The 26,148-nt window shown below is 61.8% G+C and carries 31 protein-coding genes; 19 read left to right on the top strand and 12 right to left on the bottom strand.

The window, feature by feature from the left end; genetic code table 11:
* Positions 1 to 23: 23 nt before the first annotated feature.
* Positions 24 to 311, top strand: a complete 288-nt coding sequence (locus tag AC0QUY_RS15150) for a hypothetical protein (RefSeq protein WP_161850568.1) — start codon at positions 24 to 26, stop codon at positions 309 to 311.
* A 182-nt stretch (positions 312 to 493) separates the two neighbouring features.
* Here AC0QUY_RS15150 and AC0QUY_RS15145 read toward each other — a convergent pair whose 3' ends face one another.
* Both AC0QUY_RS15145 and AC0QUY_RS15140 read right to left on the bottom strand, forming a co-directional pair.
* Complete coding sequence (locus AC0QUY_RS15145; RefSeq protein ID WP_475387416.1) at positions 494 to 1,294, bottom strand: SDR family NAD(P)-dependent oxidoreductase; 801 nt, start codon at positions 1,292 to 1,294, stop codon at positions 494 to 496.
* Between the two features lie 175 nt (positions 1,295 to 1,469).
* A complete protein-coding gene (locus AC0QUY_RS15140) occupies positions 1,470 to 2,528 on the bottom strand; it encodes a polysaccharide deacetylase family protein (RefSeq protein WP_475387415.1) in 1,059 nt (352 codons plus the stop codon).
* A 173-nt stretch (positions 2,529 to 2,701) separates the two neighbouring features.
* Here AC0QUY_RS15140 and AC0QUY_RS15135 point away from each other — a divergent pair, with 173 nt between their 5' ends.
* From AC0QUY_RS15135 to phoB, 10 genes are all read left to right on the top strand, one after another.
* Complete coding sequence (locus AC0QUY_RS15135) at positions 2,702 to 4,096, top strand: OmpA family protein (RefSeq protein ID WP_475387414.1); 1,395 nt, start codon at positions 2,702 to 2,704, stop codon at positions 4,094 to 4,096.
* 2 nt (positions 4,097 to 4,098) lie between these two features.
* Positions 4,099 to 4,395, top strand: a complete 297-nt coding sequence (locus AC0QUY_RS15130; protein WP_161850564.1) for a hypothetical protein — start codon at positions 4,099 to 4,101, stop codon at positions 4,393 to 4,395.
* 277 nt (positions 4,396 to 4,672) lie between these two features.
* Positions 4,673 to 5,731, top strand: coding sequence for a lysylphosphatidylglycerol synthase domain-containing protein (locus AC0QUY_RS15125; protein WP_475387413.1), 1,059 nt, complete (start codon positions 4,673 to 4,675; stop codon positions 5,729 to 5,731).
* Between the two features lie 42 nt (positions 5,732 to 5,773).
* Positions 5,774 to 7,072 carry an ATP-binding protein gene (locus AC0QUY_RS15120; protein WP_475387412.1) on the top strand — a complete coding sequence of 433 codons (1,299 nt, stop codon included), beginning with the start codon at positions 5,774 to 5,776 and terminating at the stop codon, positions 7,070 to 7,072.
* 141 nt (positions 7,073 to 7,213) lie between these two features.
* On the top strand, positions 7,214 to 8,224 hold the full coding sequence (gene pstS, locus AC0QUY_RS15115; RefSeq protein WP_161850561.1) for a phosphate ABC transporter substrate-binding protein PstS: 1,011 nt from the start codon (positions 7,214 to 7,216) through the stop codon (positions 8,222 to 8,224).
* A 159-nt stretch (positions 8,225 to 8,383) separates the two neighbouring features.
* The gene (gene pstC, locus AC0QUY_RS15110) at positions 8,384 to 9,373 is read left to right on the top strand and encodes a phosphate ABC transporter permease subunit PstC (RefSeq protein ID WP_475387411.1); all 990 of its coding nucleotides are present in this window, start codon (positions 8,384 to 8,386) and stop codon (positions 9,371 to 9,373) included.
* A gap of 4 nt (positions 9,374 to 9,377) precedes the next feature.
* A complete protein-coding gene (gene pstA, locus AC0QUY_RS15105; protein ID WP_475387410.1) occupies positions 9,378 to 10,223 on the top strand; it encodes a phosphate ABC transporter permease PstA in 846 nt (281 codons plus the stop codon).
* Positions 10,220 to 11,041, top strand: coding sequence for a phosphate ABC transporter ATP-binding protein PstB (pstB, locus tag AC0QUY_RS15100; RefSeq protein ID WP_161850558.1), 822 nt, complete (start codon positions 10,220 to 10,222; stop codon positions 11,039 to 11,041). The genes pstA and pstB overlap by 4 nt, the downstream gene beginning before the upstream one ends.
* An 11-nt stretch (positions 11,042 to 11,052) precedes the next feature.
* Positions 11,053 to 11,769 carry a phosphate signaling complex protein PhoU gene (phoU, locus tag AC0QUY_RS15095; protein WP_161850557.1) on the top strand — a complete coding sequence of 239 codons (717 nt, stop codon included), beginning with the start codon at positions 11,053 to 11,055 and terminating at the stop codon, positions 11,767 to 11,769.
* 73 nt (positions 11,770 to 11,842) lie between these two features.
* Entirely contained in the window at positions 11,843 to 12,547 is a 705-nt protein-coding gene (gene phoB, locus AC0QUY_RS15090; RefSeq protein ID WP_028351834.1) for a phosphate regulon transcriptional regulator PhoB, read from the top strand.
* A gap of 354 nt (positions 12,548 to 12,901) precedes the next feature.
* On the opposite strand, the gene AC0QUY_RS15085 is transcribed toward phoB, so the two are convergent.
* On the bottom strand, positions 12,902 to 13,414 hold the full coding sequence (locus tag AC0QUY_RS15085; RefSeq protein WP_161850556.1) for a GcrA family cell cycle regulator: 513 nt from the start codon (positions 13,412 to 13,414) through the stop codon (positions 12,902 to 12,904).
* Positions 13,415 to 13,913: 499 nt separating this feature from the next.
* Here AC0QUY_RS15085 and AC0QUY_RS15080 point away from each other — a divergent pair, with 499 nt between their 5' ends.
* The 3 genes from AC0QUY_RS15080 to AC0QUY_RS15070 all read left to right on the top strand — a co-directional run bounded on the left by AC0QUY_RS15080 (position 13,914) and on the right by AC0QUY_RS15070 (position 17,259).
* The gene (locus AC0QUY_RS15080) at positions 13,914 to 15,122 is read left to right on the top strand and encodes an acetylornithine transaminase (protein WP_475387409.1); all 1,209 of its coding nucleotides are present in this window, start codon (positions 13,914 to 13,916) and stop codon (positions 15,120 to 15,122) included.
* Entirely contained in the window at positions 15,122 to 16,048 is a 927-nt protein-coding gene (gene argF, locus AC0QUY_RS15075; protein ID WP_161850554.1) for an ornithine carbamoyltransferase, read from the top strand. Before AC0QUY_RS15080 ends, argF begins: the two co-directional genes overlap by 1 nt.
* A gap of 215 nt (positions 16,049 to 16,263) precedes the next feature.
* Positions 16,264 to 17,259, top strand: coding sequence for an Hsp33 family molecular chaperone (locus tag AC0QUY_RS15070; protein WP_475387408.1), 996 nt, complete (start codon positions 16,264 to 16,266; stop codon positions 17,257 to 17,259).
* Between the two features lie 47 nt (positions 17,260 to 17,306).
* Here AC0QUY_RS15070 and AC0QUY_RS15065 read toward each other — a convergent pair whose 3' ends face one another.
* Entirely contained in the window at positions 17,307 to 17,534 is a 228-nt protein-coding gene (locus AC0QUY_RS15065) for a hypothetical protein (RefSeq protein WP_161850552.1), read from the bottom strand.
* Positions 17,535 to 17,670: 136 nt separating this feature from the next.
* Positions 17,671 to 18,042: a signal transduction histidine kinase gene (locus AC0QUY_RS15060; protein WP_161856270.1), complete on the bottom strand. Its 372-nt coding sequence runs from the start codon at positions 18,040 to 18,042 to the stop codon at positions 17,671 to 17,673.
* 719 nt (positions 18,043 to 18,761) lie between these two features.
* Between AC0QUY_RS15060 and AC0QUY_RS15055 the strand changes: the two genes are divergently transcribed.
* Positions 18,762 to 18,908, top strand: coding sequence for a hypothetical protein (locus AC0QUY_RS15055; RefSeq protein WP_475387407.1), 147 nt, complete (start codon positions 18,762 to 18,764; stop codon positions 18,906 to 18,908).
* Positions 18,909 to 18,918: 10 nt separating this feature from the next.
* On the opposite strand, the gene AC0QUY_RS15050 is transcribed toward AC0QUY_RS15055, so the two are convergent.
* Positions 18,919 to 19,059, bottom strand: a complete 141-nt coding sequence (locus tag AC0QUY_RS15050) for a hypothetical protein (RefSeq protein ID WP_246738468.1) — start codon at positions 19,057 to 19,059, stop codon at positions 18,919 to 18,921.
* A gap of 282 nt (positions 19,060 to 19,341) precedes the next feature.
* On the opposite strand from AC0QUY_RS15050, the gene AC0QUY_RS15045 reads away from it, so the two are divergent.
* A complete protein-coding gene (locus AC0QUY_RS15045) occupies positions 19,342 to 19,635 on the top strand; it encodes a GlsB/YeaQ/YmgE family stress response membrane protein (protein WP_475387406.1) in 294 nt (97 codons plus the stop codon).
* A gap of 76 nt (positions 19,636 to 19,711) precedes the next feature.
* On the opposite strand, the gene AC0QUY_RS15040 is transcribed toward AC0QUY_RS15045, so the two are convergent.
* Complete coding sequence (locus AC0QUY_RS15040; protein ID WP_475387405.1) at positions 19,712 to 20,392, bottom strand: Crp/Fnr family transcriptional regulator; 681 nt, start codon at positions 20,390 to 20,392, stop codon at positions 19,712 to 19,714.
* A 423-nt stretch (positions 20,393 to 20,815) separates the two neighbouring features.
* On the opposite strand from AC0QUY_RS15040, the gene AC0QUY_RS15035 reads away from it, so the two are divergent.
* On the top strand, positions 20,816 to 20,947 hold the full coding sequence (locus tag AC0QUY_RS15035; protein ID WP_475387404.1) for a hypothetical protein: 132 nt from the start codon (positions 20,816 to 20,818) through the stop codon (positions 20,945 to 20,947).
* 136 nt (positions 20,948 to 21,083) lie between these two features.
* The gene (locus AC0QUY_RS15030; protein WP_161850548.1) at positions 21,084 to 21,284 is read left to right on the top strand and encodes a hypothetical protein; all 201 of its coding nucleotides are present in this window, start codon (positions 21,084 to 21,086) and stop codon (positions 21,282 to 21,284) included.
* A gap of 257 nt (positions 21,285 to 21,541) precedes the next feature.
* Here AC0QUY_RS15030 and AC0QUY_RS15025 read toward each other — a convergent pair whose 3' ends face one another.
* The 4 genes from AC0QUY_RS15025 to AC0QUY_RS15010 all read right to left on the bottom strand — a co-directional run bounded on the left by AC0QUY_RS15025 (position 21,542) and on the right by AC0QUY_RS15010 (position 23,975).
* Entirely contained in the window at positions 21,542 to 22,141 is a 600-nt protein-coding gene (locus AC0QUY_RS15025) for a hypothetical protein (RefSeq protein WP_475387535.1), read from the bottom strand.
* A 259-nt stretch (positions 22,142 to 22,400) separates the two neighbouring features.
* Positions 22,401 to 23,189: a sensor histidine kinase gene (locus AC0QUY_RS15020; RefSeq protein WP_475387403.1), complete on the bottom strand. Its 789-nt coding sequence runs from the start codon at positions 23,187 to 23,189 to the stop codon at positions 22,401 to 22,403.
* Positions 23,190 to 23,276: 87 nt separating this feature from the next.
* Positions 23,277 to 23,663 carry a response regulator gene (locus AC0QUY_RS15015; RefSeq protein WP_371419375.1) on the bottom strand — a complete coding sequence of 129 codons (387 nt, stop codon included), beginning with the start codon at positions 23,661 to 23,663 and terminating at the stop codon, positions 23,277 to 23,279.
* Between the two features lie 78 nt (positions 23,664 to 23,741).
* Complete coding sequence (locus AC0QUY_RS15010; RefSeq protein ID WP_475387402.1) at positions 23,742 to 23,975, bottom strand: hypothetical protein; 234 nt, start codon at positions 23,973 to 23,975, stop codon at positions 23,742 to 23,744.
* Positions 23,976 to 24,466: 491 nt separating this feature from the next.
* Between AC0QUY_RS15010 and AC0QUY_RS15005 the strand changes: the two genes are divergently transcribed.
* On the top strand, positions 24,467 to 24,727 hold the full coding sequence (locus tag AC0QUY_RS15005; protein ID WP_161850546.1) for a DUF1488 family protein: 261 nt from the start codon (positions 24,467 to 24,469) through the stop codon (positions 24,725 to 24,727).
* 370 nt (positions 24,728 to 25,097) lie between these two features.
* Here the strand turns inward: AC0QUY_RS15005 and AC0QUY_RS15000 are convergent, their stop codons facing one another.
* A complete protein-coding gene (locus AC0QUY_RS15000) occupies positions 25,098 to 25,415 on the bottom strand; it encodes a hypothetical protein (protein WP_475387401.1) in 318 nt (105 codons plus the stop codon).
* Between the last annotated feature and the right edge of the window lie 733 nt (positions 25,416 to 26,148).

The raw sequence follows: 26,148 nt of genomic DNA, 5'->3' as shown, positions 1-26,148 counted from the left end.
CCGCAAATCGGGGAGCCGTAAACATGGACCCCGATCGCGACCTCGAAAAACTGAACCGCGACCAACTGGTCGCGGAGGTGAAGCGCCTGAGGGCGGGCATCCGCGCGCATCGCGACAGCACCGGTCACGACTTGTGCTGGCACCACCCCGATCTCTGGGGCCTGTTGCCCGAACGGATCACGCCCGAAGTGGCCGTCCCGCCCTGGCCGAAATTCTTGCGCGGCTGTCTGCGATACCGCGAAGCGCTGGAGCGCGAGCTGCCCGACGCGCCGAAGGCTGATTTCGAATACGATGAAGGTGAGGGGATCTAACCTCTCCCCGCTTGCGGGGAGAGGTCGCTGCGCGCTTGCGCGGCGGGTGAGGGGGGTACAGGTCTATCGATAGATCACAGCTCGCGGAGAGAGCCCCTCACTCCGACCCTCTAAGAGCGAGCTTCGCTCGTCTCGACCCCGTGAAGGACGGGGCGAGGGAGTGCACCGCCGTTGCCGCTCGCCTACCCCGCAATCTCGCTCCCCGCGCTCGCATACACCACGCCGCCGTCGACCGCGATGGTGTTGCCGACGACATAGTCGCCCGCCCGCGAGGCAAGATAGATCGCGACACCCGCCATATCCTCATCGGTACCGATGCGCCGCGCCGGAACGCGCTTTGCCACCGCGTCGGACTGATCGCGCGCGGCGCGGTTCATATCCGATGCGAACGCGCCCGGCGCGATCGCGGTGACATTGATATTGTCCTTGATCAGCTTGGTCGCCATGCGCCGCGTCAGGTGGATCACTGCGGCCTTGCTCGCGGCGTAGGAGTAAGTCTCCATCGGATTGACGAAGATGCCGTCGATCGAAGCGACGTTGATCACTTTGGCGGGGCGTTCAGCCGAGGCCGCCGCGCGTAGCGGTTTTGCCAACGCCTTGGTCAGGAAGAACAGCGACTTGACGTTGAGGTCCATCACCTTGTCCCAGCCGCTTTCCGGAAATTCGTCGAACTCCGCGCCCCAGGCCGCGCCTGCATTGTTGACGAGAATGTCGAGCTTCGGCTCCAGCTTGATGATTTCCGAAGCGAGTTTTTCACAGCCCGCGACGGTGGAGATATCGATCGGCAGCGCGATGCATTCGCCGCTGTAGGCGGCGGTGAGTTCTTTCGCGGTGGCTTCGCAGGGACCCGCCTTGCGCGCGGTGATGTAAACCTTCGCCGCGCCCTGCGCGAGAAAACCCGCCGCGATCATCTTGCCGATGCCGCGCGAACCGCCCGTCACCAGCGCGACGCGGCCATTGAGTGAAAACAGATCCTTGAACATGCGATCCTCCATTAACTTTGTCTTGGTTTTGGGGGGAGGAGGAGTGCGAGTCAAGGAAGGGAATGGACCCGTAGCCCGGATGGAGCGAAGCGCAATCCGGGGAAAATCTGCCGGCTTGTGAGAGGCCCCGGATTTTACGCTCCGCTTCATCCGGGCTACGAACTACGGATAGTCCCTACGCCGCATCAACGCGTCGAAAACCGTTCCACATCGCCGTGGCCGCGCCTGATGTCAGGACTGGGAGGATGCGCGCGTCCTGGTAGTTGCCGTTGAGCGAGACCCGCTGCAGCGCGGTCATGTGGTCGGCGCTTTCCGGGAACAGCATGCCCAGCCGCGTCGTGACCGCCGTCTTGAATCCTACAGCCTTCGCCAGGGCGAATTCGCGCTGCCCGGCCGCGATCCGGTCGCCATAGGGATAGGCGAGATGCAGCACCGGCCGCTGCAATGCCGCTTCGATCCGCGCGCGGCTCTCCGCCAGTTCGAACGAGGCGGTATCCTCGCTCTGCCGCGCCAGATTGCAATGCGTGATCGTATGCGCGCCGATCGTCACCAGGGGATCGTCCGCGAACGCCTTCAATTCTTCCCAGGACATGCAGAACTCGCGTGCGATCGGAATTTCGTCCACCTCGTGGCGCGTGCATAGCGCGGAGATTTCGCGCAGCAGGTCGTGCTCACCCGGCAGCGTACGCAGCCAGTCGTGCAGCCTGTCGAAGGCGGCCTGTTTGGCCGCCGGCGTCGAGGTGTCGAGGCGGGTCGCTGTGTCACCGATCGGTACTTCGATCGAGGACGCTTTGGCGATTGCCCTCTCGAGCGCAACCCACCACAACCTTCCGGTGCCTTCGGCGAAATCGCTCGTGACGTAGACGGTCATCGGCGCGTCAAATTCGCGCATCACCGGCAAAGCGTAATCGCGGTTGTCGCGATAGCCGTCATCGAGGGTGAAGCAGGCGAAGCGCCGCGCAAAATTGCGCTGCTGGAGACGCTGATGCGCTTCATCCATGGTGACGATGTCGACGTCAAGGTTACGAAGATGCGCCAGCATCGCCCGCAAGAATTCCGGCTCGACCTCGAGATGGTGATTGGGCTGAAATGCGCCGTCGCGGCGAGGACGGACATGGTGCAGCATGAAAATGACACCGACACCTGCGAAGATTGGTCGCAGCAGGTAATGCGCTCCGGAGAAGTACAGCGCTTCCAGCCCGGCGCGAATAACGGTGTTGCGAAGCAGTTTCATTTTGTGGTTGGGGGGATGCCCGGTTGTATTACAGGGGCTGAAATTAGCGACAGACCGCTGAACAAACAGTTAGCCGGACCGATTCCGCACCCCTTTCGCGCCTGCGACATTTCGGGTTTGACAGCCTCGCAAGGGTTTGTTTTCTCTGCCTTCCGGACCCGGCAGGAACTCGAATGCGCGGACTTTTCAAGTGGAGTAGCAAATGGTGGCCGGGCGTTATTCCTCTGGTCATCTTTTGGGCGATCGCGGCCTGGACGAGCACAGAACCGCTGGAAGCCGATCTGGCGCAGCGTTCGGCCGCCGCGCTCAAGGACACCGTCCTCAATAAAACGCGAATTTCGGTCGCCGGCCGCGACGTGACCCTGGCCGCAGATGCGTTTTCGGAAGACGGCCGGCAGAGCGCTGTGGCGTCGGTGGAGACGGTGCTGGGGGTGCGGCTGGTTAACGATGAAACCCGGCTCGTTCCCGAGGCCAAGCCGTTCCTCTGGTCGGCCGAACGCGATGTCGTTCGGGTGACCCTGTCGGGAAGTTCGCCGCTGCCGGCAAGCAAGAGCAGGTTGATGGAGGCGGCGCGCGCCAATCTCGGCGGCGTCGAAGTGGTCGACCGGATGGATCTGTCGCGCGGCGCGCCGCCGCGTTTCGACAATGCGGCGCTGTTGCTGCTCGATCAGATCGGCAAGCTGAAGGAAGGCAAGATCACGCTGTCGGATAACCAGGTCAGCCTGTCCGGCATGGCGCGCGAGCTCGGCGGCCGGGAAGCCATCGCCGCCGCGCTGAAAAATCTGCCCGAAGGTTTTTCGGTCGCAGCCAATGAGGTCAAGGCGCCGCCTTATGTCTTCCAGGCCTACAAGGATCCGGTCGCGGTGACGCTGACGCTGACCGGCAATGTGCCCGACAGCAATGTCCACGCCGCGCTGGTGGCGGCGGCGGGACGCAAGTTCTTCAGCGAAAAAGTCGTCGACAATCTGAAGGCGAGCATCGGCGCGCCGTCGGGCTTTGCCAGCGCGGTGGTGCCGGCGCTCGGCGCGCTGTCGCGGCTGTCGACCGGCACGCTCGTCGTCTCCGACCGCGAGGTGAAGCTGTCGGGCGATGCGCTGTATGAGACGGCCGCCAGCCAGATCCGCGCCGGCCTCGGCAAGGACTTTCCGCAGGGCTGGCAGTTCAAGCCGGAAATCTCGGTAAAGCCGCCCGCCGCGCCGGTCGATGCGACGGTGTGCCAGCAGCTATTCACTGATCTGCTCGGCAAGGCCCGGATCCGCTTCGAACCCGGCAAGGCCGAGATTGTCGCTGATTCCGCCGGCCTGCTCGACCGCCTGATCGAAACCGCGCTGCGCTGCCCGACCGCCAATATCGAGATATCAGGCCATACCGATGCCGACGGCGACGAGGGGGCCAACCAGGCGCTGTCCGAGAAGCGGGCGCAGGCGGTTGCCGACTATCTGGTCAGGGCGGGATTGCCGGCCAGCCGGTTCAGCGCGGTCGGCTATGGTTCGACGCAGCCGATTGCCGGTAACGATACCGACCAGGGCAAGGCGCAAAATCGTCGCATCGATTTCGTGGTGAAGTGAGCATGGGCTATTTGACCACATTTTACTGGGGCTGGCTGTTGGGATCGGTGCTGCTCGGCTTCGCCATGGGCTGGATATCCGTGGTCCAGCACGGCGACGGTGTCCCGCGGAAATGGCAGTGGTGGCTCTCGGCGCTGGTCGCGGCACTGGTCGCAGCCGCGGTCGCGCGTGTCGTGCCGGGCCGTTTCGGCTACTGGCTCGATCTCGGCCTGATCATGTTCGGCCTTTATCTCTGCGGTTGTGCGGTCGGATCGTGGTTGCGCGACTGGGTGGTCTCGCGCACCGCGCCGCCGGCCTGATTGCCTCATGCGCCGGTCAACTTTACCGCTGTCATTGTCACGGGTTGTTGACCAGTCCCTTCTATGGTCCGGAACCCCTATAGGGCGGCGGGATTTCAGTAAAACCGTGCCAGTGCTGTCATGGACCTCGCCTAATATGTTGAAGAGGCGCGTTTTATTGTCGTCAGGCGAATTCCACTCCGGCTCAAAACGCGCTACCAGAGGGGCGAGGGAGCAGCGTAGCGTCGGCGGGGTTCGCGCCATTGCCGTCGTCGCAGAAGCGCAATTCGAGGTGTAGATGCTGGAAGCAATACGCAGGGCAACTTCGTTTCTGCGCCAGAAACAGGTCCTGCATAAGCTCGGGGTCGTCATCAGCATCACGGTCATCGCCGTTGCGTGCTACGTGCTCTATCACATGCTCCGTGGCATCGACACCAACGAGGTGATCGACGCCATCAAGGGCACCGAACCGAGCCAGATCGCGCTGGCGGCCCTGTTCGTGGCGGCGGGCTATTTTACGCTCACCTTCTATGATTGGTTCGCGGTCCGCGCGATCGGCCAGCACCATGTGCCCTATCGCGTCAACGCGCTGGCCGCCTTCACCTCCTATTCGATCGGACACAATGTCGGCGCCAGTGTCTTCACCGGCGGCGCGGTGCGCTACCGGATCTATTCGGCCTGGGGGCTGAACGCGATCGACGTCGCCAAGATCTGCTTTCTCGCCGGGCTCACCTTCTGGCTCGGCAATGCCGCGGTCCTGGGACTGGGCATCGCCTACCACCCGGAAGCCGCCGCCTCGATCGATCAACTGCCCGCCTGGCTCAACCGCATCGCGGCGTTCGCCATCATCATCGGACTGGTCGGATATGTCGCCTGGGTCTGGGCCCAGCCCCGCAGCGTCGGCCGCGGGCCGTGGACGGTCACGCTGCCGGGCGGCCCACTGACGCTGCTGCAGATCGCCATTGGCATCGTCGATCTCGGCTTCTGCGCGCTGGCGATGTACATGCTGGTGCCGGACGAGCCCCAGATCGGCTTCGTCGTCGTCGCCGTGATCTTCGTCTCCGCGACCCTGCTGGGCTTTGCCAGTCATTCCCCGGGCGGGCTCGGCGTGTTCGATGCCGCCATGCTGGTCGGCCTCTGGCAGATGGACCGGGAGGAACTGCTGGCCGGCATGCTGCTGTTCCGCGTCCTCTATTATATCGGGCCCTTTGTCATATCTGTAATCTTGCTGACGCTTCGGGAGATTATCATCGGCGCGCGATCGAAGCGCCTGCGCCAACTGGCGTCTGCCGCCGATCCCGAGCCGAGGCATGAAGCCCCCGTCTATGTGCGCGAGCGTGGAGACACGGGCACCTGATGACGCGGCGGGGGCTTCGCGATTAGAGGAAAAGCCTGCGCCATGGCGATCGACGATTCCCACTCTTCCTCCTTCTTCGCACCGTGGCCGGACCGGTTGCGGCACTCGGCCATCATCCTGCTGGCCGCCGGCCTCGCGCTTTGCGCGCTCGTGGTATTGGCCGATCTCTCGCTGGCCCGCGCCGTGGCCGTTTTCATCTGTATCGCCGCCGCAGCGCTGGTGCCGTGGCGGCTGCATCATGTGGCGGCCTCGCGAGACGATGTCCGGGCCGTCAGCCCGGTCGAGTCCGCTGCCGTCAGCGCGGTCGTTGCCGGCATGCCGGATCCGGCCGTGCTGCTCGACCGCGCCGGGCGCGTCATTCATCTCAATGCGGCTGCTGCCCAGCTTGCGCCCGCGCTGCGCAAGAACGAACTGGCGCAGTTCGCGCTGCGCTCGCCGGAAATCATCACCGCGCTGCGCGAGGCGATCGCGACCACCGAGCCGCGCCGGGCGACCTATCTGGACCAGGTGCCGGTCGACCGTTGGATGGAACTGATCATCACGCCGGTGCCGGTCCCCACCCTGTTCGGCGGCACCGAGAAATGCATGCTGCTGACCTTCCACGACCAGACGCCGCTGCGGCGGGTCGAGGAGATGCGCGCCGACTTCGTCGCCAATGCCAGCCATGAACTGCGGACGCCGCTCGCGGCGTTGTCGGGTTTCATCGATACGCTGCAGGGTCCCGCCAAGGACGACGCCAAGGCGCGCGAGCGCTTTCTGTCGATCATGCATACGCAGGCGACGCGGATGGCGCGGCTGATCGACGATCTCCTGTCGCTGTCGCGGGTCGAATTGTCGGCCCATGTCCGGCCCGACGCCTCCGTCGATATCGTGCCGATCATCCGCCAGGTGGCCGACGGGCTGGAGCCGCTGGCGCGCGAGCGCCAGGTTGCGATCGAAATCGATCTGCCCGCATCGGCGACGATTGCGGGCGACCGCGAGGAACTGCTGCGGCTGTTCGAAAACCTGATCGAAAACGCGCTCAAATATGGCGCGTCCGGCGAGCGGGTGGTCGTCTCGCTGAGGCAGGCGACATCTGCTGAGGGTGCGCCGGAACTCCGCGTCATGGTCCGCGATTTCGGCCCCGGCATCGCCCCGGAACATCTGCCGCGGCTCACTGAACGGTTCTACCGGGTCGATGTCGGCGACAGCCGCGCCCAGGGTGGAACCGGGCTCGGTTTATCCCTGGTGAAACATATTCTTAACCGCCATCGCGGCCGGCTTTTGATCGAAAGCGTGCCCAAGAACGGGGCCACCTTTACCGCCTGTTTTCCCCAGGCGAAAACCCCTGTAGCGCATTGAATCTAAGCGATTTCAATCGCTTAGGATTGTCATCCAACTGTCATCGAACCTTCGTAAAAGCTCTATCGACCGCCCCTAGATGGACGGTGCGTGAGCGCGATCGGGCGCATTGGCGCTTCGCTCACCAGATGGAGACCAACCATGAATTTCATGAAAGCTATCGTCGCTGCCGGCCTGGTCGCCGCTTCGACGTCGGCCTTCGCTGCCGATATCACCGGCGCGGGCGCGACCTTCCCCTTCCCGCTCTATTCGAAGTGGGCTGATGCCTACAAGAAGGAGACCGGCAACGGTCTGAACTATCAGTCGATCGGCTCTGGCGCCGGCATTAAGCAGATCCAGGCCAAGACCGTGACCTTCGGCGCCAGCGATATGCCGCTGAAGCCGGAGCAGCTTGAAAAGGACGGCATGATTCAGTGGCCGCAGGCGATGGGCGCGCTGGTGCCGGTCGTGAACCTCGAGGGCATCAAGCCGGGTGAGTTGGTGTTCTCCGGCGAGCTGCTCGGCGACATCTATCTCGGCAAGATCAAGAAGTGGGACGATCCCGCGATCGCTAAGCTCAATCCTAAGGTCAAGCTGCCCTCCGACGCGATCACGGTGGTGCGCCGTTCGGACGGCTCCGGCACCACGTTCATCTGGACCGACTATCTCTCGAAGACCAATGCCGAGTGGAAGGCGAAGGCCGGTGCCGGTACCGCGGTTGAGTGGCCGACGGGCGTTGGCGCCAAGGGTAACGAAGGCGTCGCCGGCAATGTCAGTCAGACCAAGAACTCGATTGGCTATGTCGAGTACGCCTATGCCAAGCAGAACAAGCTGACCTACGGTGCTGTCATCAACAAGGCCGGCAAGACCGTGCAGCCGACGATTGGCGCATTCCAGGCCGCGGCCGCCAATGCCGATTGGGCCGGCGCCAAGAACTACTTCGTCATCCTGACCGACCAGCCCGGCGATGCGTCGTGGCCGATCACCGGCGCGACCTTCATCCTGATGCACAAGGATGCGACCGACAAGGCGGCGTCCCAGGAGGCCATCAAGTTCTTCAAATGGGCGTTTGAGAAGGGCGACAAGATGGCCGAAGAGCTCGACTACATCCCGATGCCGGACTCGGTGGTCAAGCAGATCGAAAAGACCTGGTCGTCCGAGATCAAGAGCTGATCGGTCCAGCACTTCGCTACACGATCGCTCAACCCGGGATGCCCCGGGTTGAGCACCCCTCTCGGGACAGGAGAGGCAAGAACAAAGCGCGAGCCGAAAAAGCCGTGCACCGAAGTCCGGGTCATTGGGCTATAAGTACAGGGGATTGGCGTGGCAGAAATGACGGTTGATAGCGACGTAATGGATGCTGCTGGGCCCTATGATCGCGCAAAGGCTCTCAGCGCGTTCAAGCTCGGCGACGTCACCTTCTACTGGATCACGCGTGCCTGCGCGATCTCGGTTCTGCTCATCCTCGGCGGCATCATCATTTCGCTCATTGTTGGCGCCTGGCCCGCGATCCGCGAATATGGCGCGGCCTTCCTGTGGACGCAGCGCTGGGCGCCGTCGGCCGATCCGCCGGTGCTGGGCGCGCTCGGCCCGATCTATGGCACGCTGATCACCTCCGTGATCGCGATGATGATCGCCATTCCCGTCGGCCTCGGCATCGCGATTTTCCTCACCGAGATCTGTCCGATCTGGCTGCGCCGTCCGATCGGACTTGCCATCGAACTGCTGGCCGGCATTCCCTCCATCATCTACGGCATGTGGGGTTTCTTCGTGCTGGGCCCGTTCCTGGCCAACACCTTCCAGCCGTTCATGATCAGCGTGTTCGACGGCGTTCCCGTACTGGGGACGATCTTCGCTGGTCCGCCGTCCTATCTCAGCTTGTTCAACGCGTCATTGATTCTGGCGATCATGGTATTGCCCTTCATCACCGCGATCTCGGTCGACGTCTTCAAGACGGTCCCGCCGGTGCTCAAAGAGGCCGCCTACGGGGTGGGGTGTACCAACTGGGAAGTCGTTCGCAACGTGGTGATCCCCTACACCCGAGTCGGAGTGATCGGTGGCATCATGCTGGCGCTCGGCCGCGCGCTCGGCGAAACCATGGCGGTGACCTTCATCATCGGCAATTCGTTCAAGATCCAGTCCTCGATCTTCGCGCCGGGCACCACGATATCCGCCGCCATCGCTTCCGAATTCGCCGAGAGCGACGGGCTACATCAATCCGGCCTGATCCTGCTTGGCTTGCTGCTGTTCGTGCTGACGTTCTTCGTTCTTGCTGCCGCAAGGCTGATGCTGATGCGGCTGGAAAAGAAGGCGGGGAACTGAGATCATGAATCCGATTTACGTATCCCGCCGCCGCAACAACATCATCGTCAAGTTCCTGTGTCTGGGCGCCGCCTTGTTCGGCGTGACCTGGCTGGCGCTGATCCTGTTCACGCTGTTCTACAACGGCGTCACCGGGCTCAATCTCGCCGTCTTCACCCAGGATACGCCGCCGCCGGGTTCGACCGATGGCGGCCTGCGCAACGCCATCATCGGCTCGATCATGATGACCGTGATCGGGGTCGGCATCGGCGCGCCGCTCGGCCTGTTCGCAGGTACGTATCTCGCCGAATACGGCAAGCACGACAAGCTCACCTCGGTGATCCGCTTCATCAACGACATCCTGTTAAGCGCGCCCTCGATCATCATCGGCCTGTTCATCTACGGCGCCATCGTCGCGCCGATGGGCGGCTTCTCAGCCTTCGCCGGCTGTCTGGCGCTCGCCGTGATCGTGATCCCGGTGGTGGTCCGCACCACCGAGGACATGCTCGGGCTGGTGCCCAATCCTTTGCGCGAGGCGGCGTCCGCGCTCGGCATGCCGCGCTCGCTGGTGATCCGGCGGATCGCCTACCGCGCCGCGCGCGCCGGCCTGATCACCGGCGTCCTGCTGGCCACCGCCCGCGTCGCCGGCGAAACCGCGCCGCTGCTGTTCACCGCGCTGTCCAACCAGTTCTTCAGCCTGGATATGACCAAGACGATGGCGAACCTGCCGGTCACCATCAACAACTTCGTCCAGAGCCCCTATGCCTACTGGAAGCAGCTCGCCTGGGCCGGGGCCCTGCTGATCACGCTCACCGTACTTGCCCTGAATATTGGCGCGCGCATTCTTGGCGCCGAGAGGACATCCAAATGACCGATCTCTCCGTATCCGTGAGTTCCGCGAGCGGGCCCGTTCCGCAGGTAGCGCTGCCCGAGGCCGCGCCGAAGGTGACCGCGCGCGGCCTGAACTTCTACTATGGCGAACACCACGCGCTGAAGAACATCAACCTGACGCTCGGCACCCACCGCGTCACCGCCTTCATCGGCCCGTCCGGCTGCGGCAAGTCCACGCTGCTGCGGATCTTCAACCGGATGTACGACCTTTATCCCGGCCAGAAGGCGACCGGTCAGCTTATGCTCGACCAGACCAACATCCTTGACCCCAAGCTCGACCTCAATTTGCTGCGGGCCCGCGTCGGCATGGTGTTCCAGAAGCCGACGCCGTTCCCGATGACGATCTACGAAAACATCGCCTTCGGCATCCGTCTCTATGAGAAGATCTCGAAGTCGGAAATGGACGGCCGGGTGGAGAAGGCGCTGCGCGGCGGCGCGCTGTGGAACGAGGTCAAGGACAAGCTGAACGCCTCCGGCCTCTCGCTGTCCGGCGGCCAGCAGCAGCGGCTCTGCATCGCCCGCACGGTCGCTGTCAGGCCCGAGGTAATCCTGTTTGACGAACCCTGTTCGGCGCTCGACCCGATCTCGACCGCCAAGATCGAGGAACTGATTCAGGAACTGGCGGAGGACTACACCATCGCCATCGTCACCCATAATATGCAGCAGGCGGCGCGCGTCTCCGACAAGACCGCCTTCATGTATCTCGGCGAGCTGATCGAATTCGACGACACCAACAAGATCTTCACTTCGCCGAGCGACCGACGCACCCAGGATTACATCACCGGCCGGTTCGGCTGAGGAGACAAGACATGGCTTCCGAGCACACCGCCAAGGCGTTCGACAGCGACCTTCAGGAACTCACCCGCCTAGTCGCGGAGATGGGCGGCCTGGCCGAACGCATGATCACCGAATCCGTCGACGCGCTGGTCCGCCGCGACGTCGCACTCGGCAAGCGCGTCGTCGCAACCGATGTCGAGATCGACCGCCTGCAGCATTTGATCGAGGAGCGAGCGGTATTGACCATCGCCCGCCGCCAGCCGATGGCGATCGACTTGCGCGAAATCGTCGGCGCCATGCGCGTCGCCACCGATCTGGAGCGGATCGGCGATCTCGCCAAGAACATGGGCAAGCGGGTCGCGGCCCTGGAGAACGATTTCCAGCCGCTGAAGCTGATGCGCGGCCTCGAACACATGACCGATCTGGTGCAAACGCAGGTCAAGTCGGTGCTGGACGCCTATGCCGCGCACGACCTGCCGGCGGCAATGGCGGTCTGGAAAGGCGACGAGGAAGTCGACGCCATCTGCACCTCGCTGTTCCGCGAACTTCTCACCTACATGATGGAAGACCCGCGCAACATCTCGTTCTGCATTCATTTGATGTTCTGCGCCAAGAATATTGAGCGGATCGGCGACCACGCGACCAACATCGCCGAAACCGTGTTCTACATGATCGAGGGACAGCAGATGCTCGACAAGCGCCCGAAGGGCGACATGACGACGTTTGCTACGACCGTGCCGAATAGTTGACGTAGCGTTTTCGAGCGAAGTGGAGGCCGGTTCGCGTGAAGAAAACGCGTCAGACAGAAGAGGCAAGAAAAGGATGAGCGCACGCATTATGGTGGTCGAGGACGAGGAAGCGCTGACCACGCTGTTGCGCTACAACCTCGACGCTGAAGGCTACGAAGTGGAGACCGTAGGCCGCGGCGACGACGCCGATACGCGGCTGAAGGAGCGCGTGCCCGACCTCGTCGTGCTCGACTGGATGCTTCCGGGCTTGTCCGGCATCGAGCTCTGCCGCCGCCTGCGCGCCCGGCCCGAAACCAAGCAGTTGCCGATCATCATGCTGACCGCGCGCGGCGAGGAGAGCGAGCGGGTGCGGGGGCTTGCGACCGGTGCCGACGACTACATCGTCAAGCCGTTCTCGGTGCCGGAACTCCTGGCGCGGGTGAAAGGCCTGTTGCGTCGGGCAAGCCCGGAGCGGCTCGCTACCGTCCTGACCTATGGCGACATCGAACTCGACCGCGAGAAACGCCGCGTCGCGCGCTCCGGCCGCCAGATCGACCTCGGCCCGACCGAATATCGCCTGCTGGAATTTTTCCTCGAACATCCCGGCCGCGTCTTCAGCCGCGAGCAATTGCTCGACAGCGTCTGGGGCCGCGACATCTATATCGACGAACGCACCGTCGACGTCCACATCGGCCGCCTGCGCAAGCTGCTCAACCCCGGCCGCGAGCAGGACCCGATCCGTACCGTGCGCGGCGCCGGTTATGCGCTGGATGACCGGTTTGCCAAGGTGGAGCCGTAAGGCTTCGCTATCATCCGCGCAAACTCCACCGTCGTCCCCGCGAAAGCGGCAGCTCTCTCATCGTCATTGCGAGCGAAGCGAAGCAATCCATAGTGCCACGCGGCAAGTATGGATTGCTTCGTCGCTTTCGCTCCCTTGCGCAAACGCTTCGGCGTTTGTCGCTGGCAATGACAGTGGTTGCCGCATCGGCGATCCGGATGCGGGGGTACAGGTCTATCGATAGACCGCAATCGCGGAGAGAGCCCCTCACCCCAACCCTCTCAGCGCGAGCTTCGCTCGTCGTGGCCCCGCAAAAGCGGGGCGAGGGAGCGCACCTTGCGCGGAGCGCTTACGTCTCGCGCAAATGAGCGCGCCTTACCTCGTCTGCTTCGGCTGCTGCCGCCGCCGATCGGCGGCCGGTTGATACGCCACGCGCGAGTGATGCGCGCAGTAGGGCAGGCCGCTGAGCGCCTTGCCGCCGCAGAAGAAGAATTCCGGGCTCGAAGGATCGCCGACCGGCCAGTGGCAGGTCGCCTCGTTCAGTTCGAGCAGCGACAGCCGCTGGCTCATCGGCACTACATTGTCGAAGGCGACCGGATCGGCCTCGATCTCCACCTCGAAAGCGTGCGCCAGCGCGGTGTTGCCGCGCGAGACCGGGCGCGACACCCGCATCATCTGCTGGGCGGCGGGGCGTGCCTTGCGCTGCCGCGGAGCGGCCGAGGAGGGACTCTTGGCTCGGCCGGACAGGCCCAGCCGGTGCACTTTGCCGATTACGGCGTTTCGCGTCACATTTCCGAGTTCCGCGGCAATCTGGCTCGCGGACAATCCGGCTTCCCAGAGCTTCTTCAGCTGCTCGACGCGATCGTCGGACCAGGTCAAAACCGTCATCGTAATCTTCCCTTCGCATCGCGCCGGCCAATCGAGGGCAGCGCGGGCGATGTCATTCGTCTCAAAAATCCCTGCGGTCAGAATCCCTTAGCCCTCGCCGGGCGCGTTAACCGCGCCCGAACGTTTACGCCTGCACAAATGGACTCTTAGGGATCAGAACTGCCGCACGAGATGTCGTACCCGACAGCCCAAACGCTACAATATGGCGTGACTCGGGCGCAAGAGTCCGCGCCCCAACGTCCACATCTTCTGACATCTAGGCGTTTCACTGCGTGTTTTCCACCACACCGCAATCCTACGGATTTTGGCATCTTGCACTGCAGGAAAGGCCGTTCCGTGGCGTGTTGACAGCGCTCCCGGCCGACATAGAATACCTCTCACGTGCCGCCCTTAAGAGGCGGCACGTTTCGTTTTCGCCAGACCGGCTGCTGCCGCGTTCGCGCCACTGCCTGCGTGTCCCCGGCCGGTCAACCTTCAGTGCAAACCTTTTGTGATTGCCATGACCAATAGCGCCACGTCGCATCTGCTTCCCGTCTTCGCCAGGGTCGATCTCGGCTTCGAAAGCGGCGAGGGCTGCTGGCTGACCGCAACCAATGGCGAGCGCTATCTCGATTTCACCTCGGGCGTCGCGGTGAATGCGCTGGGTCACTGCCATCCGCATCTGATCAAGGCGCTGCAGGAACAGGCGACGAAACTCTGGCACATGTCGAACCTGTTCAAGTCGCCCGATGGCGAGAAGCTGGCCGCGCGGCTGTGCGAGCAGAGCTTTGCCGACCTGGTGTTTTTCTGCAATTCGGGCGCGGAAGCAATGGAGGGCGTGATCAAGCTCGTGCGCCGCTATCAATTCTCCAAGGGCCATCCCGAGCGCTATCGCCTCGTCACCTTCGAGGGCGCCTTCCACGGCCGCACGCTGGGCACGCTCGCGGCCACCGGCTCCGCCAAATATCTCGAAGGCTTTGGCCCGCCGATGGACGGTTTTGACCAGGTGCCGCATGGCGATTTGGAAGCCGTGAAGAAGGCGATCGGTCCCAATACCGCGGGCATCCTGATCGAGCCGGTGCAGGGCGAAGGCGGTGTGCGCTCCGCGCCGCAATCCTTCTTCAAGGCGTTGCGCCAGCTCTGCGACGAGAAGGGCCTGTTGCTCGCGTTCGACGAGGTGCAGACCGGCATGGGCCGCACCGGCGATCTCTTTGCCTACAAGCGCGTCGGCGTCACGCCGGATGTGATGTCGCTGGCGAAAGCGCTCGGCGGCGGTTTTCCGATCGGTGCGGTGCTGGCGACGGCGGAGGCCGCGAGCGGCATGACGCCCGGCTCGCACGGCTCGACCTTCGGCGGCAATCCGCTGGCGATCGCAGCCGCCAACGCCGTGCTCGACGTGATGCTGAAGCCCGGCTTCTTCGAACACGTGCAGAAGATGTCGCTGCTGTTGAAACAGAAACTCGCCTCGGTGGTCGACCGCTATCCCGCCGTGCTCTCGGAAGTGCGCGGCGAGGGACTCTTGGTCGGCGTCAAGGCCGTGGTGCCCTCGGGCGATCTTGTCAATGCGTTGCGTGACCAGAAATTGCTCACCGTCGGCGCCGGCGACAATGTGGTGCGTTTCCTCGCGCCCTTGATCGTGACCGAGGCCGAGATCGATCAGTCCATCCAGATGCTGGAGCGCGCCTGCGGCGCGCTGTCGGCTACGCAGTTGAAGAAGGCGGCGGGATGATGAGCAAGTCCGTCCGCCATTTCCTCGACATCAACGAGTTGCCGCCAAAGGAGCTGCGCAACATGCTGGCGCTGGGCGCCGACATGAAGGCGAAGCTCAAGGCTCATGAAAAGGGCAAGAAGCCGCTCGAAGGCAAGACGCTGGCGATGATCTTCGAACGTCCCTCGACCCGCACGCGCGTCTCGTTCGACGTCGGCATGCGCCAGCTCGGCGGCGAGTCGATCATGCTGACGGGCGCGGAGATGCAGCTCGGCCGCGGCGAGACCATCGCCGACACCGCGCGCGTGCTGTCGCGCTATGTCGATGCGATCATGATCCGCATCCTCAACCACGATGCGCTGCTCGAGCTTGCCGCGCACGCCACCGTGCCCGTGATCAACGGCCTGACGCGGCGCTCGCACCCCTGCCAGGTGATGGCCGACCTGATGACCTTCGAAGAGCATCGCGGGCCGATCGAGGGCAAGACCGTGGCCTGGACCGGCGACGACAACAACGTGCTGGCGTCCTGGGCGCACGCGGCCGAGCGTTTCAAGTTCCAGCTCAATGTCGCGACCCCGCCGGAGCTTGCGCCGAAAAAGGTGATGCGCGACTGGATCAAGGCGACCGGCGCGCCGATCGTGCTTGGTACCGATCCGGAAGCCGCCGTGCGCGGCGCCGATTGCGTCGTCACCGACACCTGGGTCTCGATGGGCGACAAGGAGGGCGAGCACCGCCACAACGTGCTGAAGCCCTATCAGGTCAATGAGAAGCTGATGTCGCTGGCCAGCAAGGACGCGATCTTCATGCACTGCCTGCCCGCCCATCGCGGCGAGGAGGTCACCGATGAGGTGATCGACGGCCCGCAATCGGTGGTGTTCGACGAGGCCGAAAATCGCCTGCACGCGCAAAAGGGCATTCTGGCCTGGTGTTTCAACGAAGTGGCGTAGGCCTTGATGTCGTCCCTGCCTAGTGCGCGATTGCGCACGGGAGCAGGGACCCATACCGCGTGATCTCGCGTTCTTTGCGCGGTATGGCAGACATCGTTCGTGACGATAAACGCCTGTGGTTATGGGTCCCTGCTTTCGCAGGGACGACGCGTGGAGAAAGTTTCGCCGCTCTTCACCCCCTTCACTTTTCTCTTGCCGACCCCAGATAGAGCGCCATGGTTTCAGATTCCCCCGACATCAAAATCACACCCGAGGCGCCCGTTCGCGCGCCCTCGTCCGTTCCCGTCGATGACGCGGTGCTGCCGTTCGAGGTCGCCTCGCTCGATCTGCGCGGACGGCTGACCCGGCTCGGCCCGGCGCTCGACGACATCCTGACCAAGCACGATTATCCGGCGCCGGTCGGCAAACTGCTCGGCGAGGCGATCGTGCTGGCGACGCTGCTCGGCACGGCGTTGAAATTCGAAGGCCGCTTCATCCTGCAGACGCAGACCGACGGCCCGGTGTCGTTCCTGATCGTGGATTTCCAGTCGCCGGATCGGCTGCGCGCCTATGCGCGCTATGACACGCGGCGGCTGAAGGACGGCCAGAGTTCGGGCGCGCTGCTCGGCAAGGGCCATCTCGCCATGACCATCGACCAGGGCGCGGACATGAGCCGCTATCAGGGTCTCGTCGCGCTCGACGGCGGCAGCCTGGAAGACGCGGCGCATGAATATTTCCTGCGCTCCGAACAGATCCCGACCCGCGTGCGGCTCGCGGTCGGCGAGGAATGGCGCGGCGGCGGCAAGCATCGCTGGCGCGCCGGCGGCATGCTGCTGCAATTCCTGCCGAAGTCGCCCGAGCGGGCGCGGCGGGCCGATCTGCATCCGGGTGATGCGCCTGACGGTACGGTGACGCACACCGTTGCCGAGGACGATGCCTGGGTCGAGGGCCAGTCGCTGATCGGCACCGTCGAGGATGTCGAACTGATCGATCCCGATCTGTCGGGCGAGCGGCTGCTATATCGCCTGTTTCACGAGCGCGGCGTGCGCGTGTTCACGCCGCTGCCCCTGCGCGCGCAATGCTCGTGCTCGCGCGATGCGGTCTCCGCGATGCTGAAAAGCTTCGCGCCCAAGGACCGCGCCGAGATGGTCAAGAACGACAAGGTGGTGGTGACCTGCGAGTTCTGCTCCTCGGTCTACCAGTTCACTCCGCATGAGGCGGGCGTGGAATAGGGTGGCTCGACTGCAGGCGTGAACGGATCGCCGCACGCGGCCAGAGGCTAACTCAACAACGTGCGGACTTGGGTGGCGGCATCGTAGATTTCAATCTGGAGCATCGGATAAGCCGTCTTCAGTTTTCTGCCCGCTGCTTCGGCAGCCTCCGCTGTATTGAATTCTGACTTGAAATGGCCGTCGACAACCGTCACGAAACCTTCGGTAGGAGGCCGGTCGGCTCGCGCTGCTTTTTTCGGCTCCGGTTCTTCAATCGAGAGAATGGGCTTTTTCATCTGCGGTCCTTTTGCTGGTTGTGATGTTTGGTCGGTCCGGACGGTGAGAGGGCGTCGGCCGTGCTGAGGCGCGGCATCGCGGAAAATCCGGCGGATACTTCCAGACATCGTCGGAGTGTCGTACGTTCGACTGGGCTCAACCCAGCCTGACAAATTCCGGCGGCAAGGGCAGGCGTATAAGGCCGCCGAGATCCAGTTCCTCGCCGCTTTCAGTGATATCCGAGAACAGCACCTCGACATAGGGATGCTGACGGTTGTGAGCGGCGCCGCGCTGGTATTTCGCGGTCACGATCCGCTCGATAGCCGTAAGATTGCGCTTGCCCAACGCGTTGTACTGATCGCGGAACAGACTCTGCCGGCTTCCCCGGTGCTCGATGGATTCGACCCAGACGTCCATCACCTTCCGGCCTATGAAAGCTTCGATCCGCTCAGCTCCGTCCCGCGCGAGAAGCCGCAGCCCGTCCATGTTGTGCGGGCCGTCATCGATGGCGAATTTTGTCAGTGACATATTTTTACGTGACATCGGGAATCCTCCTGTTGCAGGCGTTGGTTCACCGCGGCAGTCCGTCGGGGTCTGCGCCTCCCTCGTCGTGCCATCGCGACAGAGCCGCGGCGCGCGATTTGGCGTCGCCATGCGCATCCTCACTCGAAGCCGTCTTGTGGGCCGGCATGGTTCTTAATGCTTTGCAGATTACGCGTTACTCTTTGAATCAGGCGAGCGTAGCCACTGGCTCATGTGCGCGCCAGCTTCCGCCTGCCCAGCCCGCCTTAGAATAGCCTCGCGCACGACACCAGGCGGAAGCGATTTGGCTTCATCACGCAGCCGCGTTGCGTGTTCAATTAGCCGCTCTTCAAGAGGCTGCGTCTTTGCGAAACGGTGTCGGTACTGTGTGGACCGGTGTCGTCGGTTCTGCATCGCTCTGCGCCCTCTTTCGCGTAAGGCGGGAGCGCAACTGGTCTCTCAGTCGCCGATAGATACCACGTAAGGGGCGGCGATGATATGAAGATGGGTATCCTGTCCATCGAATATAAGAGCACTAGTGCATACAGTCTGAGTTTAATTCGAGGACTTGGACATCTGCCGAGATCCGCAAGCGGTTGGCCCGTAACTGGATCGGCTTTGCCGGGTGTGCCGTTTAGGATGATCGTGCAGGTACGAAGCCAAATGGCTTCGAATTATAACTCCTCGGCCACAGCCGTTTCGGCAAGGTTCTCTGGCACGTCGCGATGAACACCATCGACCTTCTGAACACCATCGACCTTCTGCTCTCCCGCCGCTGGTCAATTCTGCTCACTTTCGAAAAGTTAATGAACCGGAGCGCACGCCGCGAGATGAGTGGGCACTGCAAAGCGCCCCCAGTGGACGGCGTCTAGGTCGGCGGCTTCAACCCGCCGGCAATGCAGCGGGCTGAGATCTCATCGGGTCCTTGGCGACCGCGTCGGTGAAGCTGTGGTCGCATTTCCTGCATTCAAAGGTGCGCAGCTCAAAGCCTTCCAGGCCAGGCATAATCGCCGCCAGCATCATGCGGCTTTCGCATTTCGGACATCCGGGCCGGCGGATCGGAAGCAGGCAAGGCTCGGGGCGCGTATGTAGTTCTGGCATGATGCATTCCCTTGCGATTTCCGGTGGACGCCGTTGACATGCGGTGATCGAACCAGCATGGCGCGAGTCGGACTGACTCCACTGTTCAATTTTGCTCATTCCCAAAAATTTAGGCGCCGTGGCGCAGCCGACTGGTCAATTTGATACAGACAGCAGCAAGCCAGTTAGTGATGCTTCCTCTCGGGCAAACCGCGAGGTCACCAAATGCACATGTCGAGCGAAAGCCTGTTGGTCATATTGTTTGTTGGCCTCGTTGCCGGCTGGCTCGCCGGCCAGATCGTGCAAGGGACCGGCTTCGGACTCATCGGCGACCTTATCGTCGGAATCCTGGGTGCCTTTATTGGAAGCTGGTTGCTGCCACAACTCGGGATCCATGTCGGGACCGGATTGATCAGCGCAATCGTCAACGCCACAATCGGTGCCGTACTGCTCCTGTTCATCGTGCGCCTCGTTCGAGGCGGCGGATGGGGGTGGCAAAGGAGCTGGTGGCGTCGATAGATACCACGCCGCTCGCGCCGGGCGAGGTCTGGTTCCGCAACAAAAGTGGCGATCAATGACGCGACCAGATATCAGCTCAGGGCTCGCGCTTGATCTCGGGCTTGTCGTACAAGACCGCGTTCAGCAATGAACTGTTGACCTCGATTTTCCCGTTGTAGCTGATGAAGCCAAGCTTGCGGAATTTGTTCATGAAGAAGCTGACGCGGGATCGCGTCGTTCCAATCATTTCGGCCAATGTTTCCTGGCTAATACTCGGACTGATTGGCTGAGGGCTGCCCTCCTTGCCGAAATTCGCCAGCAGGAGCAGCAGGCGCGCCAGCCGTTTCTCACTGGAGTTGAAGAGCTGGTCGATCAGATCCTCTTCGATCCGGCTATTGCGGGTCAGCAGATAAGTCATGAACAACTCGGAAAACTTTGGTTGATCGTGTAGTGCCGCAAGCATGGCCGTCTTCGTTATCGCGGTGACCAGGCACTCCTCCATCGCCGTCGCCGTGGCGATACGCAGCGAATGGCCGTTCATGCAGCCTTCGCCAAAGAACTGGCCCGGCTCCAAAATGCCGACCACGGCTTCCTTGCCCTGCTCGGATATGACGACAACCTTGACCCGGCCTTTTTGAATGTAGAAGACCGTGTCTGCCGCGTCGCCCTGCGCAAAGACGATCTCGTCCTTGCGAAATTCAAGGATGGTCTTCCCTTCGCCGACCTTGGCGAGAAATTCCTTGGGATCAAATATTGCTTGGTTGGTATTGTTTGGCATGTCCCGTTTCGTCCCGCAGTGGGATGTCTACCTTACCATTCACGCCGGCGGCGTTTGAAGTAAAAGTGCCGCACGCCGGGGCTTTTCGCAGCAGCATGGAACAGGGAGCCCCGCCCTGAGCAATCTCGCGCTTCATGGAAATGGCATGTGAGATCAAGCGGCCGAAGAGCATTCGGTGCGGATAACCAATGGAGCGGTCAGCAAAGCGAGGCCAGATCCGGACCCAACAGGTGGCAAAACTGGACTAGTCGCGGCTAGATCGCGACCGCAAAACTCCCCGTCGTCTTGCATTCCGGGCACTCGAAGGTGCGGACTTCATGACCGGGTCGAGCAGGCTCGATGCAAGCCAACCGCATAGGCTTGCCACACTTGGAACACGGAAGAATTCCGATTTCCGCGCGGCTGTACAATGGATTTGGTTGGATGGATGACATCATGCTTCCCTCGTATTGGGCGGGAGCATTATCGATCTCTCTGTCGCCGATTGCCCATTCGGGCGGAGCCTGCCTTACCCCAAACACCAATGCGGGGCTGGTCAATATTGACCACTATTGAAGGATGCCTTGGGCGAAGGCGATCCATGCCGCGTTAAGGTCACATCAGGACAACAGAAGTTGCGGCGTTAAGCGTCTATTTTGGGAACGATTGAGCATCCCGTTACTTGAATGCCCAAATATCCTAGAGGAATCCGATGAACATACTGCCAGTTGACCGCGCGCTGAATATTTATGGGGCCCTCGCCGATCGCGCCGAGCTGCAAGGTGTGCGGGAGCAGCTGTCCAAGCATCTTATGAAAAGGTATATCGAAGGAGAACGAGACGAGCACCGTCTGACCGTGGAAGGCCTATCATATTTGCGAACCCTTTATCGTGAACTCGATTCTCGAAAATAGAGATGAGCCGTTTGCTCTTCGCGCTGTTTCTTGAGTGATCGGCGCCGACTTATCTCTGCTTTCGCAGCGCGCACGGCGTCATTTCTATTTGTTTGTTTTCGGATTGTTGAAGTGTCGCAATGCTCTCCTGATTTGGGCATTAGAGGAAGCGCCGCACAAATCGTGAGGTGCTGACTCGTCTGAGTGCTCATCGGGCCAACACATGTTCTCTGCTTTTTTGTAAGTGACATGGCTATCCTTCCGTTGCCGAAATGGGGTCACCTCGGCAGTCCGTCGGGGACTGCGCCTCCCTCATCGTCCCATCGCGACAGCGCCGCGGCGCGCGATTTCGCGTCGCCATGCGCATCCTCCGTCGAAGCCTTCTTGCGATCGGCACAATCCTTATGCTTGTGCAGAAAACGGGCGATCTGCCCGCGAAGCGCCGCCGTCTCCAATACCTCGCCGACCGATGCGGCGGTGTCAAAGATCTCCCGTTGCATGGACTTTGGCAGCGCGTTCCATTGCATGATGATGGCTGCGCCGAGACATCGCAAGATGTGCTCCTCTTCGGCCGCAAGGGCCAGGCCGCGAGCGCGATTCTGTCCGGTTGCGTTTACGGCGCTGTCGTAGTCATCGGCGAGTCCCTGCTCGTTATCCGCGAGCGCTGAGTGGCGATCCCTTAGTTTGTGAAGTTCGTCGTTTTCGCGCTGATCGCTCGAACGCTTGATCAATTCGCCGTATGCGGCTGCCTTTTCACGATGCTGCTGAGATCTGAACATGCCGGGTCCTTTCGTTGGAGTCTCCGCGCATTCTGACCAAGCTCGATGGTTGACGAGGATAGGCTTTATATGGGGATCGGAGGGTCGAATAACGAGCACCGGTGACAAATCACCACATCATATGTCACGGACACGATCCCATTAGCGCGCGTGGGTGTGGCGCCGCGTGACGGGCTTCATCGCTGGCAACCGTTCCTGACACGAATACGGTTTGGAACTGTTGTCGCCGAGATCGATTGATTGGGGGCGACCGGATGCTATGCCCCTGGCATCCGATGAATGACGGCCTCAGTGCGCACCCGTGCTGGGGCCGTTCTTCCCAAATACGATTTGGCTTCCGCAATACCCGAATCCGAGCTTATGCGGCCGCTGAAGTCAGAGAAGCCATCGGCACGTCGAGTGCGTAGACGAAACCGGTCGGCGCATAGGTCAGTCGCACCTCGCCGCGGAGCTGCCTGCCGAGCGTCTCGATCAGCCGTGTCCCAAAGCTACGCTGTTTGGGCGGGTGCACTGCCGCACCGTTCTTCTCGGTCCATGTGAGGTGGAGGCGCTGCGCCTGTTCATCCAGCGTCCAGTTAATGTCGACTCGCCCTTGCGGGACCGACAAGGCGCCAAATTTCGTGGTGTTGGTGCAAAGCTCGTTCAGTGTCATCGCGACGGCGATGAGGGCACCAGACGTCATCCGGATATCGGGCCCCGAACTCGTGAACTTCGGCTCGTGGGGATTATCGAAGGCTTCGGTAGCGCTGCGGACGATCGTGCCAAGGTTCGCGCTGGTCCATCTTGCCTGCAAAAGCAGGTCGTGCGCACGCCCGAGCGCCAGCAGCCGGCCCTCAATGGCGTGCTGCGCGTGCCTGGCTTCGGGCAGGTCGCGCAGGCTCTGCGAAACGATGGCGCCGACGGTTGCGAGCGTATTCTTGATGCGGTGGTGCAACTCCTCGAGGATTAGCTTCTGCAGCTTGTCGGCCGCCTCGCGCTCTCTGGCGTCGATGCCGGCCGTGGCAAGCAAATTCTGCGCATTGATCTCAGCCTGCGCGAGCAGAAGCCGCAGGCTGACATTTTCTGCTGCCAGTTCGTCTTGATGTTGGGCTGCGGGACGCGGTTCCGTCCGGAGATCACCTTCAGATATCGTTGATCGTATCATCATGAGCTGGGTACCGCGCTGATCTTCAGTGACTCGGTTTGTGTGCAATCACGTGATCTGGGCCGTATTCGGCGTCAAATTGCTGGCGTCTCAGGCGTAGCCGATCATGTCGCGCATTTCGGCTATTACTTCCCCGGCATTGAGCGGCTTGCCGAGAAACCTGCTACGGGGAGGAAGATCGAGGTGCGGCAGGTCCAATTGCCCCGATACCACGATGATCCTGATGGTCGGCCAACGATCATGCACGGCATGCGCAAGTCCGACGCCATCCATTTGGCCTGGCATCTGGATATCGGTGCACATCAGCACGACGTCGGATCGGGATTCCAGGATGGCGACGGCTTCGGCGGCGTTCAGCGCCTCGAGTGGCGTGTATCCGGCGTCTTCCACCATGTCGACCACGCGCATGCGGAGCACCATCTCGTCCTCGACAATGAGAACGACAGCGGGAATGCATGAATGGTCAAGTACCATCATGAAGGCGCTCGCGGGCAACGGCTGTCGATCGGGACAGGCGTTCGATCCGGGACAACCCTGCGGGGATAAGCCGCACAGTCATATGCCGGGCGCGCCGCGCTTGCCGGAGAGAAGTTTGTGAAGATCCGCTGCATTTCGAAGGACGATCGCTTTGTGGATCGCCTCGGTGCGCTCATGCCCCGCTGGCATCTCGCGAGCCTCGTCCAGGGCGATTACCGCCCTGGCGTCCAGATCGTGTTCTAGCGACGATTGGGTTTGTTTGATCGGAGATAGGCCGCCCTGCAGTGAAGCCGCACTACGCTCGATCACCATTGAATGACCATCGCAGCGGCGACCAGCATCACAAGAAAGATCGGCATCAATACCGGGGGTACCAGCCACTCACGAAAATTGAATGCGGGGAGTTTTGGCATATGATCGCCCTTTGGGTTGAGGGCGGGAGCGCAACGCTCTCAGTCACCGATAACAGCCCGAGGCGCGCGGTGATATCTTACATATAGTGACTATCTACGGATTAGCGAGAAGAATTGCAGTTTGTTTAGCGCGTAGGCCCTGACGAGGCTTGTAATGCGGCATTGAGTAGCCACTTCAATGCAAGCGCCGTCATATTACTTCAGCATCGCCTGGCAGTGCGAAGCTTAACCACGGCGACTCTTGTCAACAACCTTGACCCATTGCGCGCCGGTTTGGTGTGCGGTTCATCGGTGAGGTCAACCCGTGGCTATCGAGTGATTTCGACCCTGGTCGCGCGAGAGCCGGCTGGGTCCGTGATTCGTTTGCGGAGAATCTGGCGGTGCCCATCCATGATTGAGTTTCCAAATCATAGTCGTTCATATGATCAAACGCGGCGAGCCGTGCGTTTTTGGGGACACGATAGCGCGCTGGAAACGACATTCTTCATAGAAGAGGGCGCGTTGAGGCGCATTCAACCAGATGCTCACCTCGACGAGGCCGGTTTCCTGAAAGCGTTCGATTGCAACCGCGATGTGATATGCGCGGCGGCTGCGAAGGTTTACGTCCGTGGAAGCCGGGGATCTTACGATCTGGTCGCTGCAGATTTTTGAAGTGAACGATTGATCTGATTAGTCGAAGACGACGTGGCAGACCGGGCGGGCGCTCCGTTAGTCGCGAACAAAAAACTGCAAGCGCTCAACCTCCTGGAGGATGCCATGGATATCAGTTCAGTGCCGACCTTCCTTGCCTGCGGAGCATTCTTCGTTCTCGCGTTCGTTACGATCGGGGCTTTTTGGTTGGCGGAACGGCTGCGGGGAGCAAACGCCCCTCACGTGTGAAAACCGGCCCGAGCTGCGCGTCGCATGTCGGAGCACCGGCTCGATGGGCTGACCATTCGCTCCGAGCTATTCGAGTTTGCACCCGAAAAAAGCCGCGGATAAATCCGCGGCTTTGCTCATATTCAGACTGTTGTCGGCTTTCTCAGTAGCGATCGGTGCCGATTCCGACGCTGACGCCGGGGGCGCGGATGCCGACTCCGCCACCTTCCCCGTAGCCACGACGCTCGATATAGCGCTCGCGGCGCGGAGCATATCCGTATGAATCGCTGTGCTCACGGATGATGACGCGACGCTGACCTCGCTCGCGCCGGCATTGGCCCGCCTCGTTGCACACCATGCGGACGTTTTGAATATTGCTTTCCGGTACGATTGATAGATCGGCGGCAAGCGGAGCAGCGGAAGCAGCGGTCACGAGAAGCGCACTTGCTCCGGCCGCCAGATAGATCGCGAGATTTTTCATGTTGTTCTCTTTCCAAAAGTAGCTGTGTCATGAAGCCAATTGGTTGGTAGGGCAATGGTTCCTGCAGCCGGAGACTAAATGTCACCGATCGCACGAGATATGATCTCGTCGATGCTGAAGGGCTTTGCACCGAAGGACCGGGCCGCACCGGCAGCGGCTTCAGCGAACTGATTTGCCCCGCGCGCAAGCGCAATTTCATCTGGCTGCTGGGACAAACTGGCGCGACGGGCAAATCAGTTCTGATTTTCAGAAATCATGTCAAGTCCCCGAAACCAAAATATTCCGCTTCCGTTCTCGCCCAAATCAGTCGCATAACTCGGCTCGTCTCACCGCAAGATGAGGGGCGCTTCGCGATCGTCACGAACGCGCGGTGAGATGCGATGGACGCAGATGGCGCGCTGGACGTTGCGCGCGGTACGCGTACGGCGAAGTCGTGTGGTCCTGATGTCGCGGTGCTGGCATGAAGTTGCGTGGAGTTTTCCGCGCAGCGACGGTGGCAAAAGAGCCGTTCGCCGGGGAGAGCACGTTATAAGCCGTAAAGCCATTGCGCAGGGAAGGCCGGAGTGTTTCCGCTGTACCTGTATGCTCGTGTGCGCTTTTTGCTATGCGCAATTGCACACGAGACCTCGGGTGCAGCAAGCACCCGGTCTTCCCTGCGCCCTTGTGTCCAGGAAATCTGTCAGAATGTGCGAACGGGCGGTTGCGCACCAACCGCCCGTTGCTGGAACTGAGC

The sequence above is a fragment of the Bradyrhizobium sp. WYCCWR15520 genome (assembly GCF_056174665.1).
This window is presented reverse-complemented; position numbering and strand designations above follow the sequence as displayed.

What these genes read in the sequence shown, in the direction of transcription:
- AC0QUY_RS15135 (WP_475387414.1), top strand. Translation starts at nt 2,702, where the DNA reads ATGCGCGGACTTTTCAAGTGGAGTAGCAAATGGTGGCCGGGCGTTATT.
- argF (WP_161850554.1), top strand. Translation starts at nt 15,122, where the DNA reads ATGAGCAAGTCCGTCCGCCATTTCCTCGACATCAACGAGTTGCCGCCA.
- AC0QUY_RS15065 (WP_161850552.1), bottom strand. Translation starts at nt 17,534, where the DNA reads ATGAAAAAGCCCATTCTCTCGATTGAAGAACCGGAGCCGAAAAAAGCA.
- AC0QUY_RS15005 (WP_161850546.1), top strand. Translation starts at nt 24,467, where the DNA reads ATGATTGAGTTTCCAAATCATAGTCGTTCATATGATCAAACGCGGCGA.
- AC0QUY_RS15035 (WP_475387404.1), top strand. Translation starts at nt 20,816, where the DNA reads ATGGATGACATCATGCTTCCCTCGTATTGGGCGGGAGCATTATCGATC.
- AC0QUY_RS15030 (WP_161850548.1), top strand. Translation starts at nt 21,084, where the DNA reads ATGAACATACTGCCAGTTGACCGCGCGCTGAATATTTATGGGGCCCTC.
- AC0QUY_RS15130 (WP_161850564.1), top strand. Translation starts at nt 4,099, where the DNA reads ATGGGCTATTTGACCACATTTTACTGGGGCTGGCTGTTGGGATCGGTG.
- AC0QUY_RS15010 (WP_475387402.1), bottom strand. Translation starts at nt 23,975, where the DNA reads ATGGTGATCGAGCGTAGTGCGGCTTCACTGCAGGGCGGCCTATCTCCG.
- phoU (WP_161850557.1), top strand. Translation starts at nt 11,053, where the DNA reads ATGGCTTCCGAGCACACCGCCAAGGCGTTCGACAGCGACCTTCAGGAA.
- AC0QUY_RS15070 (WP_475387408.1), top strand. Translation starts at nt 16,264, where the DNA reads ATGGTTTCAGATTCCCCCGACATCAAAATCACACCCGAGGCGCCCGTT.
- phoB (WP_028351834.1), top strand. Translation starts at nt 11,843, where the DNA reads ATGAGCGCACGCATTATGGTGGTCGAGGACGAGGAAGCGCTGACCACG.
- AC0QUY_RS15145 (WP_475387416.1), bottom strand. Translation starts at nt 1,294, where the DNA reads ATGTTCAAGGATCTGTTTTCACTCAATGGCCGCGTCGCGCTGGTGACG.
- pstC (WP_475387411.1), top strand. Translation starts at nt 8,384, where the DNA reads ATGACGGTTGATAGCGACGTAATGGATGCTGCTGGGCCCTATGATCGC.
- AC0QUY_RS15085 (WP_161850556.1), bottom strand. Translation starts at nt 13,414, where the DNA reads ATGACGGTTTTGACCTGGTCCGACGATCGCGTCGAGCAGCTGAAGAAG.
- AC0QUY_RS15125 (WP_475387413.1), top strand. Translation starts at nt 4,673, where the DNA reads ATGCTGGAAGCAATACGCAGGGCAACTTCGTTTCTGCGCCAGAAACAG.
- AC0QUY_RS15045 (WP_475387406.1), top strand. Translation starts at nt 19,342, where the DNA reads ATGCACATGTCGAGCGAAAGCCTGTTGGTCATATTGTTTGTTGGCCTC.
- pstS (WP_161850561.1), top strand. Translation starts at nt 7,214, where the DNA reads ATGAATTTCATGAAAGCTATCGTCGCTGCCGGCCTGGTCGCCGCTTCG.
- AC0QUY_RS15000 (WP_475387401.1), bottom strand. Translation starts at nt 25,415, where the DNA reads ATGAAAAATCTCGCGATCTATCTGGCGGCCGGAGCAAGTGCGCTTCTC.
- AC0QUY_RS15150 (WP_161850568.1), top strand. Translation starts at nt 24, where the DNA reads ATGGACCCCGATCGCGACCTCGAAAAACTGAACCGCGACCAACTGGTC.
- AC0QUY_RS15080 (WP_475387409.1), top strand. Translation starts at nt 13,914, where the DNA reads ATGACCAATAGCGCCACGTCGCATCTGCTTCCCGTCTTCGCCAGGGTC.
- AC0QUY_RS15055 (WP_475387407.1), top strand. Translation starts at nt 18,762, where the DNA reads ATGAACACCATCGACCTTCTGAACACCATCGACCTTCTGCTCTCCCGC.
- AC0QUY_RS15060 (WP_161856270.1), bottom strand. Translation starts at nt 18,042, where the DNA reads ATGTCACTGACAAAATTCGCCATCGATGACGGCCCGCACAACATGGAC.
- pstA (WP_475387410.1), top strand. Translation starts at nt 9,378, where the DNA reads ATGAATCCGATTTACGTATCCCGCCGCCGCAACAACATCATCGTCAAG.
- pstB (WP_161850558.1), top strand. Translation starts at nt 10,220, where the DNA reads ATGACCGATCTCTCCGTATCCGTGAGTTCCGCGAGCGGGCCCGTTCCG.
- AC0QUY_RS15020 (WP_475387403.1), bottom strand. Translation starts at nt 23,189, where the DNA reads ATGATGATACGATCAACGATATCTGAAGGTGATCTCCGGACGGAACCG.
- AC0QUY_RS15050 (WP_246738468.1), bottom strand. Translation starts at nt 19,059, where the DNA reads ATGATGCTGGCGGCGATTATGCCTGGCCTGGAAGGCTTTGAGCTGCGC.
- AC0QUY_RS15120 (WP_475387412.1), top strand. Translation starts at nt 5,774, where the DNA reads ATGGCGATCGACGATTCCCACTCTTCCTCCTTCTTCGCACCGTGGCCG.
- AC0QUY_RS15140 (WP_475387415.1), bottom strand. Translation starts at nt 2,528, where the DNA reads ATGAAACTGCTTCGCAACACCGTTATTCGCGCCGGGCTGGAAGCGCTG.
- AC0QUY_RS15040 (WP_475387405.1), bottom strand. Translation starts at nt 20,392, where the DNA reads ATGCCAAACAATACCAACCAAGCAATATTTGATCCCAAGGAATTTCTC.
- AC0QUY_RS15015 (WP_371419375.1), bottom strand. Translation starts at nt 23,663, where the DNA reads ATGATGGTACTTGACCATTCATGCATTCCCGCTGTCGTTCTCATTGTC.